Raw genomic sequence first — 10607 nt, 5'->3', positions numbered from 1 at the left:
TAATAGCAGTTCAAACCAGTATTTTCTTTCTTTTTATTCGTACTCAAGCTAAGGTGCGCGCAATATTTTATAGGTGTCTTTTATGTTAATTATTCTACCTCTTTTAACTGCGCTGTCATCAATGCCAGCGATGGCGAGTAGCTATTCATCTTCTGAACGCCGTACATTGCAATCTGCAATTAGCAGCGCCCTGCATTCTGCCGAGATTAATCGCTATTATCAGCAATGTAGAGAACAGCCAACAGAAGGCGAAATTGCAGTTATACAAACAGATAAAGAGCAAAGCAGAATGTTGGCTATGCTACAAAGCAAAGTGCATACCCAAGATTTAAACTTGTTGTTAGCAGCCGATAACAAGCTAACCAACCAAGTTAAGCACGGCATTAATACACCAACAGACTGCCAAGACACTAAAGCGCTGCAAACCTTGATCGACAACTACGAAGTCGCGCTATTCTCGTTAGACATTGCGATGCCGTTAGAGCAACAGCTAATTAGTAAGGCAAGCTCCGCTAAGACTCAAGCCAATGCACAACAGCAAGAAGTTAATAAAACTATTGCAGACAGTCATGCTATCGCATTAGTAACTGTAGTAAGTAAACAGCAACTTAATGCGGTACAACAGGCAAACTATTTACACCCTGATTATGAAAGTAATTATGTGTTTAAAGTAATGTATGGCTGGCAAGGTCATATTTCTCATTATTTGGGCATGCATATTTCAGTAGCAGACAACGAAATTAATACTATACCTAAGCAATGGCTAATTTTTCTAGATAAAAATGGCCACTTTATAAAAGCCATCAGCGCAGATAAAGCGATAACATATCTTAATGTTTTGTCTGATGCGCAATGGCGTTACGACGTATACGGCAACCTACATCGCAATTAGTAACTGTCGTATAACTAGTTACTAGTATTTTAAATTAAGCCCGCGTAAGCGGGTTTTTTATTGGCTATTATTTCGCAGTATTTAGCCAATTTCCAGACGTAAAAAAGCCCGGCTCTTACGAGACGGGCTTTCTTGAATTGGGAGCCTGGCGGTGAACTACTCTCGCATGGCGAATGCCACACTACCATCGTCGCAGCTGCGTTTCACTTCTGAGTTCGGAATGGGATCAGGTGGGTCCACAGCGCTATTGCCACCAGGCAAAAACTTGTAGGGAACACGTTTTAACGCACTGTAGTGCGGCCCGTTAGGGTCAAATCCATGGAAGGATTTGATAAAAACTGTGTTCCGATATTCGGCAATCTGATTAGTAGTTACACACGTATTCTTTCTAAAAACACCTTGGGCGTTGTATGGTTAAGCCACACGGGCAATTAGTATGAGTTAGCTTAACACATCACTGCGCTTCCACACCTCACCTATCAACGTTGTGGTCTTCAACGACCCTTTAGCAGGCTTAAAGCCTGAGGGATGACTCATCTTGTGGCCGGCTTCGCGCTTAGATGCTTTCAGCGCTTATCCGTTCCGAACGTAGCTACCGGGCAATGCCATTGGCATGACAACCCGAACACCAGCGGTTCGTTCACTCCGGTCCTCTCGTACTAGGAGCAACTCCACTCAATCATCCAACGCCCACGGCAGATAGGGACCGAACTGTCTCACGACGTTCTAAACCCAGCTCGCGTACCACTTTAAATGGCGAACAGCCATACCCTTGGGACCGACTTCAGCCCCAGGATGTGATGAGCCGACATCGAGGTGCCAAACACCGCCGTCGATATGAACTCTTGGGCGGTATCAGCCTGTTATCCCCGGAGTACCTTTTATCCGTTGAGCGATGGCCCTTCCATACAGAACCACCGGATCACTATGACCTACTTTCGTACCTGCTCGACGTGTCTGTCTCGCAGTTAAGCTGGCTTCTACCATTACACTAACCGTACGATGTCCGACCGTACTTAGCCAACCTTCGTGCTCCTCCGTTACGCTTTAGGAGGAGACCGCCCCAGTCAAACTACCCACCAGACACTGTCCGCGACCCCGATAAGGGGCCTACGTTAGAACATCAGACATACAAGGGTGGTATTTCAAGGACGGCTCCATCTGAACTAGCGTTCAAACTTCAAAGCCTCCCACCTATCCTACACATGTAGGGCCAATGTTCAGTGCCAAGCTATAGTAAAGGTTCACGGGGTCTTTCCGTCTAGCCGCGGGTACACGGCATCTTCACCGCGATTTCAATTTCACTGAGTCTCTGCTGGAGACAGCCTGGCCATCATTACACCATTCGTGCAGGTCGGAACTTACCCGACAAGGAATTTCGCTACCTTAGGACCGTTATAGTTACGGCCGCCGTTTACCGGGGCTTCGATCAAGAGCTTCGCTTGCGCTAACCCCATCAATTAACCTTCCGGCACCGGGCAGGTGTCACACCCTATACGTCCTCTTACGAGTTTGCAGAGTGCTGTGTTTTTAATAAACAGTTGCAGCCAGCTGGTCACTGCGACTCTTCGCTGCTTACGGAGCAAGTCCTTAACAGCAAAGAGCGTACCTTCTCCCGAAGTTACGGTACTATTTTGCCTAGTTCCTTCAGCAGAGTTCTCTCAAGCGCCTTGGTATGCTCTACCTGACCACCTGTGTCGGTTTCGGGTACGATCACCAATACCTGAAGCTTAGAGGTTTTTCCTGGAAGCATAGCGTCAACAACTTCGTGTCCTTAGACACTCGTCTCGTATCTCAGCCTTAAGAAACCGGATTTGCCTAGTCTCTCAGCCTACTTACTTTCACGCGGACTACCAACGCCGCGCTTGCCTAGCTTTCTCCGTCACCCCATCGCAGTATTGGTCGGTACGGGAATATTAACCCGTTTCCCATCGACTACGCTTTTCAGCCTCGCCTTAGGAGTCGACTCACCCTACCCTGATTAGCATGGGATAGGAACCCTTGGTCTTTCGGCGGGGAAGTTTTTCACTCCCCTTATCGTTACTCATGTCAGCATTCGCACTTCTGATACCTCCAGCAAACCTCCCGGTCTACCTTCAACGGCTTACAGAACGCTCCTCTACCACTTGTGCAAGCACAAGTCCGCAGCTTCGGTGAATGATTTAGCCCCGTTACATCTTCCGCGCAGGCCGACTCGACTAGTGAGCTATTACGCTTTCTTTAAAGAATGGCTGCTTCTAAGCCAACCTCCTAGCTGTCTATGCCTTCCCACATCGTTTTCCACTTAATCATTACTTTGGGACCTTAGCTGGCGGTCTGGGTTGTTTCCCTTTCCACGACGGACGTTAGCACCCGCCGTGTGTCTCCCGAGTAGTACTCATTGGTATTCGGAGTTTGCATGGGGTTGGTAAGTCGGGATGACCCCCTAGCCCAAACAGTGCTCTACCCCCAATGGTATTCGCTCGAGGCGCTACCTAAATAGCTTTCGAGGAGAACCAGATATCTCCGAGCTTGATTAGCCTTTCACTCCGATCCACAAGTCATCCCCTAATTTTTCAACATTAGTGGGTTCGGTCCTCCAGTTAGTGTTACCCAACCTTCAACCTGCTCATGGATAGATCGCCCGGTTTCGGGTCTACACCCTGCAACTATTCGCCCAGTTAAGACTCGGTTTCCCTACGGCTCCCCTATTCGGTTAACCTTGCTACAGAATGTAAGTCGCTGACCCATTATACAAAAGGTACGCAGTCACACCACGAAGGTGCTCCCACTGCTTGTACGTACACGGTTTCAGGTTCTATTTCACTCCCCTTACAGGGGTTCTTTTCGCCTTTCCCTCACGGTACTGGTTCACTATCGGTCAGTCAGGAGTATTTAGCCTTGGAGGATGGTCCCCCCATGTTCAAACAGGATGTCTCGTGTCCCGTCCTACTCGTTTTCACTATAAAGGTGTTGTCGTGTACGGGGCTATCACCCTGTATCGCTACTCTTTCCAGAGTATTCCACTAACACCAATGTAGCTTAAGGGCTACTCCGCGTTCGCTCGCCGCTACTAACGGAATCTCGGTTGATTTCTTTTCCTCGGGGTACTTAGATGTTTCAGTTCTCCCGGTTTGCCTCGTTACACTATGTATTCATGTAACGATAGTGCATAAATGCACTGGGTTTCCCCATTCGGATATCTGCGGGTCTAACGCCTCTTACCGGCTTCCCACAGCTTTTCGCAGGTTAGTACGTCCTTCATCGCCTCTGACTGCCAAGGCATCCACCGTGTACGCTTATTCACTTAACCATACAACCCCAAGATGTCTTGAAATTATACAGTGTGCTTAAGGTTCACAACGTCTTGCTGGTCTGTTTTTCCCGCTGCGTTGTTGCACTTCCTCACTTGCTCAGTCATTAACCGAAGTTAACTCCTTCACGCGTTCGTTGTGCGCCTAGCAACAGTAAAAACATCCTGTGCAATATTTTGCACCTTGTTTTTTACTACTATCAGCTTGCCAAATTGTTAAAGAGCATTTGAGATTAAACTCAAATCAAATCATTCTAATTAGAACGCTTTGATTTGAATTTCTAGAGCCGCTGTAGTAAAACAACGTATAAATAAAGTTGGTGGAGCCAAGCGGGATCGAACCGCTGACCTCCTGCGTGCAAGGCAGGCGCTCTCCCAGCTGAGCTATGGCCCCAATAAGTATTCCAATAAATTGGATAATTGCACATCAGGCAAGGCATGTTGATACGACGCATACTTATGTATGTGAGTATCGACATAACGCCGTATGATGCGCAATTTGGTGGGTCTGAGTAGACTCGAACTACCGACCTCACCCTTATCAGGGGTGCGCTCTAACCACCTGAGCTACAGACCCGTTTAACTGGTCTGTTTTATCTATCGCTGCGTTTCACTTCTCTCTCAGTCAGTCATTTACATTAGTAAACTCCTTCCTTCGTTCGGCGTGCGCCTTGCGCTAAATAAAACATCCTGCGTTATTTATTCTCATAAACTTCGCAATAAACTTTATTTGCTCTATCTCTACAATCAATCATCTGTGTGAACACTTACAACTTCTTCACTTTAGGTAAGGAGGTGATCCAACCGCAGGTTCCCCTACGGTTACCTTGTTACGACTTCACCCCAGTCATGAATCACAAAGTGGTAAGCGCCCTCCCGAAGGTTAAGCTACCTACTTCTTTTGCAACCCACTCCCATGGTGTGACGGGCGGTGTGTACAAGGCCCGGGAACGTATTCACCGTGGCATTCTGATCCACGATTACTAGCGATTCCTACTTCACGCAGTCGAGTTGCAGACTGCGATCCGGACTACGATATGCTTTAAGAGATCCGCTCACTGTCGCCAGCTTGCCTCCCTCTGTACATACCATTGTAGCACGTGTGTAGCCCTACTCGTAAGGGCCATGATGACTTGACGTCGTCCCCACCTTCCTCCGGTTTATCACCGGCAGTCTCCCTAGAGTTCCCACCATTACGTGCTGGCAACTAAGGATAAGGGTTGCGCTCGTTGCGGGACTTAACCCAACATTTCACAACACGAGCTGACGACAGCCATGCAGCACCTGTCTTACAGTTCCCGAAGGCACTTTCGCATCTCTGCAAAATTCTGTAGATGTCAAGAGTAGGTAAGGTTCTTCGCGTTGCGTCGAATTAAACCACATGCTCCACCGCTTGTGCGGGCCCCCGTCAATTCATTTGAGTTTTAATCTTGCGACCGTACTCCCCAGGCGGTCTACTTAGTGCGTTAGCTGCGCTACTCACGGTACAAGACCACGAACAGCTAGTAGACATCGTTTACGGCGTGGACTACCAGGGTATCTAATCCTGTTTGATCCCCACGCTTTCGCACCTCAGCGTCAGTATTGTGCCAGGGGGCCGCCTTCGCCACTGGTATTCCTCCAAATCTCTACGCATTTCACCGCTACACTTGGAATTCTACCCCCCTCTCACATACTCTAGTCTGCCAGTTTTGAATGCAATTCCCAGGTTGAGCCCGGGGCTTTCACATCCAACTTAACGAACCGCCTACGTGCGCTTTACGCCCAGTAATTCCGATTAACGCTTGCACCCTCCGTATTACCGCGGCTGCTGGCACGGAGTTAGCCGGTGCTTCTTCTGCGAGTAACGTCAAAAATAGCCGCTATTAACGTCTATCCCTTCCTCCTCGCTGAAAGTGCTTTACAACCCTAAGGCCTTCTTCACACACGCGGCATGGCTGGATCAGGCTTGCGCCCATTGTCCAATATTCCCCACTGCTGCCTCCCGTAGGAGTCTGGGCCGTGTCTCAGTCCCAGTGTGGCTGATCATCCTCTCAAACCAGCTAGGGATCGTCGCCTTGGTGAGCCATTACCCCACCAACTAGCTAATCCCATATAGGTGCATCCGATAGCATGTGGCCCGAAGGTCCCACACTTTGGTCCGTAGACATTATGCGGTATTAACAGCCGTTTCCAACTGGTATCCCCCTCTATCGGGCAGCTCCCTATACATTACTCACCCGTCCGCCGCTAGGTCCGAAAACCCCGCTCGACTTGCATGTGTTAGGCCTGCCGCCAGCGTTCAATCTGAGCCATGATCAAACTCTTCTATTAAAGTTCTTTCTGCCACCAAAGTGGCGCTCAGTCTTACTGACTTAAAACATATTTCTATGTAAGTCACTCAACCGATGTATTTCATTTTTGTGAAATCCATCATAAGTGCCCACACAGATGATTGATTGCGAATTGTTAAAGAGCGTGCTTCTGCTTAAGAAGCGGGAGGCGTATGTTACACTTCCCAGTTTTTAAGTCAAGCGTGACGATGATTCTTTATCAAAAACACTCGTCAGGCTTAACTTACTTTCTCATTTCACCGCGTTAGTTACCACCATGAAGCGAGGGCGCCATTTTAGAGATTTAAGCCCTAGTGTCAAGCGTCTTTTTAAAAGATTTTTGACTCACTTTCTAAAACCCCTCGGAGAGTGCGCTAGCGCTCTACCCCGTGGCATGGCGCGCATTATAGGGGGTTTTAATTGTCGTGCAAGCGGTTATTTCAGAAATATTACACTTTATGAATCGTTCGCATAAAGTTTCAACGATCAGCGCTTTTTAGCAGCATTTATTGCATAATATCTCGGCATTGGAGGGAATTATGACGATAAGAGCCTATAAAGGTATTTTACCAACTCTTGGTAGAGCAGTTTATGTAGATGAGTCTGCGGTAATAGTGGGCGATATAGTGTTAGCGGATGATGTTAGCATTTGGCCGCTCGTTGCCGCGCGTGGCGATGTAAACATTATGCGCATTGGCGCACGTACTAATATTCAAGACGGTTGTGTGCTGCATTTATCGCGCCCCAGTAAAGGTAAGCCTAATGGTTCACCGCTTATAATAGGTGAAGATGTTACTGTGGGGCATAAGGTAATGTTACATGGCTGCACGCTAGGTAATCGCATTCTGATTGGTATGGGCGCTATTGTTATGGATGACGTAATAGTAGAAGACGACGTTATTATTGGTGCGGGTAGTTTAGTACCACCAGGTAAAACACTACAAAGTGGCTATTTGTATGTTGGCAGCCCAGCTAAGCAAGCTCGGCCGCTTAATGATGGCGAAAAAGCTTTTCTTAGTGAGTCTGCCGCTAACTATGTCGTATTAAAGGATGAGTATTTAGCCGACGCTTAAATCCAAAGCTCTGCGGTTTCATTAACTGCGTCGTCAGCAATCGCTTGCTCGACGCAATCTTCCCAGCTAAACGCATTGGTTATAACCTCTTGCAAGAACTCGGCACCATCTTGTTTGGCCGGAATGGCAATAAAGCACTGCACTTTAAAGCCTGCAACTAAGCAACTGAAACATACCGCGCTGCGCGCTGGCACTAGATGAAAATCATTATTAAAGATCAGCTGCTGATTCATATAGCTAGCTGCTGCTTTAATCGTGTTAGTACTGGCGCAATATCCGGCTTTTTTCCGCGCCAAATATAAAACGCCTCAGCAGCTTGCGCGACCAACATACCCAAACCATCAACTTGTTGCTTTGCGCCCTGCTGCTTACTCCAACTCATAAAAGCGGTAGGTTGAGCTGCATAACTCATATCGTAAGCTAACTCTGTATGTTGTAGATGCTCACCGGCGATATCAGGCCGCTGACGACTTAAACCAGAGGAGGTAGCATTTATAACTAATGGATATGGCTGATGAGGGATCTGCGCAAAACCACAAGCCAACACTCGACTATCAAAACTTGCAGCGATACTGTGCGCTTTTTCTGGCGTGCGATTAGCTAGTACTACTTGGCTAACGCCCGCATCGAGTAACGGACCAACTACGCCCCTACTGGCGCCACCCGCACCTAGCAGTAATATTCGACAAGCATTTAAGTTAATGCCTAAACGTTGTAAATCGTTAACCAAACCTATGCCGTCGGTATTATCACCATGTAGTTTTCCACTCTCGTCAAAATAAAAGGTGTTTACCGCACCTGCTAGTTTTGCCCGTTCAGAAACACTATCGGCCAACTGATACGCCTGTTGTTTAAATGGCGCAGTAACATTGGCGCCACACCCACCTTGCGCGACAAACGTTTGCCAGCTGTCGGCAAAAGCATCGACTGGTGCTAGAATGGCCTCGTAGCTCAGTTGCTGCTGGCATTGCTCAGCAAATTGAGTATGAATAAAGGGTGATTTAGATTGCCCAATCGGATTTCCGAATACAGCATAACGGTCCACAGCAAATGTCCATTAAGAAGTTAGTACAGATGATTTTTAATAAAACCACGGTAAATAGCAAGCAACATCCTAGCCCTGAGCAAACCCCTTATATATTGATGGGTGGCGAAGATACCGTGCGACGCTTAGCTAACCGCTTTTACGACATCATGGCAAGCGCGCCAGAAGCTAAAGAACTCTATGCTATTCACCCACTACCGCTCGATAACATTCGGCAGAAATTTTTCGAGTTTTTATCTGGTTGGTTAGGTGGCCCGGCGTTATTTGAAGAAAAATACGGCCATCCTCGACTACGTGCTCGGCATTTACCCTTTACGGTTAATGAGCAATTACGCGATCAATGGATGTTTTGTATGAATAGCGCACTAGATGAAGTGGTTGAACATAAAATGCTGCGTGAAGGCATTCGCCAGTCGATAGGCCAACTGGCGAGCCATATGATTAATTGTTAGGTATTAAGACCTAGCCAATCTTGCGGTTTCAAATAGCGTTCATACAGTAAGGCTTCTGGGCTACCAACCTCAGGTGCAAAACCATATTGCCAGCGCACCAACGGCGGTAAAGACATTAATATAGACTCCGTACGACCGCCACTTTGTAAACCAAATAACGTGCCTCTGTCATACACTAAGTTAAATTCAACATAGCGGCCTCGGCGGTATAGCTGAAATTGCCGTTCTTTATCACCAAAGCTGGTGGCTTTACGTTTTTCGACGATAGGTAAATATGCTGGCACAAAGGCTTCACCTACTGCGCGCATTAAGCCAAAGCTTTGTTCAAAGCCTGGAGCATTTAAGTCGTCAAAAAACAAACCGCCAACACCACGCGTTTCGTTGCGATGTTTTAAGTAAAAATAGTCGTCACACCATTTTTTATAATCAGGGTAATACTGCTCACCAAAGGGCTCAACCGCGGCTTTAGCGGTTTTATGCCAATGTACCACGTCTTCCTCAAAGGGGTAAAATGGCGTTAAATCGAAACCACCGCCAAACCACCATACTGGCGCCTCGCCGTCTTTTTCCGCGATAAAAAAACGTACATTGGCATGCGTTGTTGGCAAATACGGGTTATTAGGGTGGATCACTAGTGACACACCGCAAGCATTAAAACTACGACCCGCTAATTCAGGACGATGTGCGGTAGCGGATGCTGGCATATTGGCACCAAACACATGCGAGTAATTAACTCCGGCTTGCTCAAATACGTTACCGCCAGTAAGTACCCGACTTTTACCACCGCCGCCCTCTGGTCTTTGCCAGGCATCTTCAACAAAATATGCTCCGCCGTCGGCCTGTTCTAACGCTTTACAGATATTATCTTGCAGCTGCTGCAAAAACTGCTGCACTGCGTTTAAATGTTGGTGTGGTTGACTGTGTATCACCTTAGCTCCTTATAATGTCGCCAGTTACAGCATTACGAATTTGACTAGGCTGCGTGGCTCCACCTAGCTCACCTGGCATAATTGCCGACAGTTTATCACCTAAACTTTGCTCAAGTTCAGCCAGCTGGGTTATAGCAGGCAAACCCGATAAATTAGCACTGGTAGACACCAAAGGCTTACCGTAAGCGGAACACAACGTGTGCACTACGGGGTGAGCACTTACCCTTACGGCGATAGAGTTAAACTGACCAGTTATCCATTTGGGTGCAGTTTTACTGGCGGGCAATATCCAGCTGATATGGCCAGGCCAACTAGAAAAAATCTGGTAACGTTTTTCTGGCGGAATAGCTTTATCATCAACATAGGGTAATAACTGTGAATAATTTGCCGCTACCAGAATAAGGCCTTTATTAACCGAGCGTTGCTTAATAGCTAATAATGAGAGGACTGCCGCTTCGTTATCAGGATCGCAGCCTAAGCCATACACAGCTTCTGTCGGGTAAGCGATAACGCCACCTGCATTTAATGCCTGTAACACCCGTTCTAATTCTGACATGGTTATACTCTTTTTATGCGAATTTGATAAAAAACGCAGTTAAAATTTTCTTCAGT

7 protein-coding genes, 2 tRNA genes and 3 rRNA genes are annotated in these 10607 nt (G+C 47.3%); 3 read left to right on the top strand and 9 right to left on the bottom strand.

Going from position 1 to position 10607, the window contains the following annotated elements:
- The first annotated feature begins 82 nt into the window (after positions 1-82).
- On the top strand, positions 83-892 hold the full coding sequence (locus tag E0Z06_RS00220; RefSeq protein WP_132580794.1) for a hypothetical protein: 810 nt from the start codon (positions 83-85) through the stop codon (positions 890-892).
- A gap of 143 nt (positions 893-1035) precedes the next feature.
- On the opposite strand, the gene rrf is transcribed toward E0Z06_RS00220, so the two are convergent.
- The 5 genes from rrf to E0Z06_RS00195 form a co-directional block, all read right to left on the bottom strand.
- Positions 1036-1150 (bottom strand): 5S ribosomal RNA (gene rrf / locus E0Z06_RS00215).
- Between the two features lie 152 nt (positions 1151-1302).
- A 23S ribosomal RNA gene (locus tag E0Z06_RS00210) occupies positions 1303-4184 on the bottom strand.
- Between the two features lie 318 nt (positions 4185-4502).
- Positions 4503-4578, bottom strand: a tRNA-Ala gene (locus tag E0Z06_RS00205).
- A 106-nt stretch (positions 4579-4684) separates the two neighbouring features.
- Positions 4685-4761, bottom strand: a tRNA-Ile gene (locus tag E0Z06_RS00200).
- A 211-nt stretch (positions 4762-4972) separates the two neighbouring features.
- Positions 4973-6497 (bottom strand): 16S ribosomal RNA (locus tag E0Z06_RS00195).
- Together the 16S, 23S and 5S rRNA genes with 2 tRNA genes alongside form the textbook arrangement of a ribosomal RNA operon.
- Positions 6498-7035: 538 nt before the next feature.
- Between E0Z06_RS00195 and E0Z06_RS00190 the strand changes: the two genes are divergently transcribed.
- Positions 7036-7569, top strand: a complete 534-nt coding sequence (locus E0Z06_RS00190) for a gamma carbonic anhydrase family protein (RefSeq protein ID WP_132580791.1) — start codon at positions 7036-7038, stop codon at positions 7567-7569.
- Here the strand turns inward: E0Z06_RS00190 and E0Z06_RS00185 are convergent.
- Together E0Z06_RS00185 and aroE are read right to left on the bottom strand one after the other, a co-directional pair.
- Entirely contained in the window at positions 7566-7802 is a 237-nt protein-coding gene (locus tag E0Z06_RS00185) for a DUF1488 family protein (protein WP_132580788.1), read from the bottom strand. The genes E0Z06_RS00190 and E0Z06_RS00185 overlap by 4 nt on opposite strands.
- On the bottom strand, positions 7799-8614 hold the full coding sequence (gene aroE / locus E0Z06_RS00180) for a shikimate dehydrogenase (protein WP_132580785.1): 816 nt from the start codon (positions 8612-8614) through the stop codon (positions 7799-7801). The genes E0Z06_RS00185 and aroE overlap by 4 nt, the downstream gene beginning before the upstream one ends.
- A 5-nt stretch (positions 8615-8619) precedes the next feature.
- Here aroE and E0Z06_RS00175 point away from each other — a divergent pair, with 5 nt between their 5' ends.
- Positions 8620-9066 (top strand): group II truncated hemoglobin, encoded by a 447-nt coding sequence (locus tag E0Z06_RS00175; RefSeq protein WP_207903111.1) that lies wholly within the window; start codon positions 8620-8622, stop codon positions 9064-9066.
- On the opposite strand, the gene hemF is transcribed toward E0Z06_RS00175, so the two are convergent.
- Positions 9063-9995, bottom strand: a complete 933-nt coding sequence (hemF, locus tag E0Z06_RS00170) for an oxygen-dependent coproporphyrinogen oxidase (RefSeq protein ID WP_132580783.1) — start codon at positions 9993-9995, stop codon at positions 9063-9065. The genes E0Z06_RS00175 and hemF overlap by 4 nt on opposite strands.
- 1 nt (position 9996) lies before the next feature.
- Entirely contained in the window at positions 9997-10551 is a 555-nt protein-coding gene (locus E0Z06_RS00165; protein ID WP_132580780.1) for a Sua5/YciO/YrdC/YwlC family protein, read from the bottom strand.
- Positions 10552-10607 lie beyond the last annotated feature (56 nt).

It is taken from the genome of Rheinheimera sp. D18 (assembly GCF_004345025.1).
GTDB lineage: Bacteria > Pseudomonadota > Gammaproteobacteria > Enterobacterales > Alteromonadaceae > Alishewanella > Alishewanella metallidurans.
Note: the sequence above shows the minus strand (reverse complement) of the source record. Positions and strands in the feature narration are given on the sequence as shown.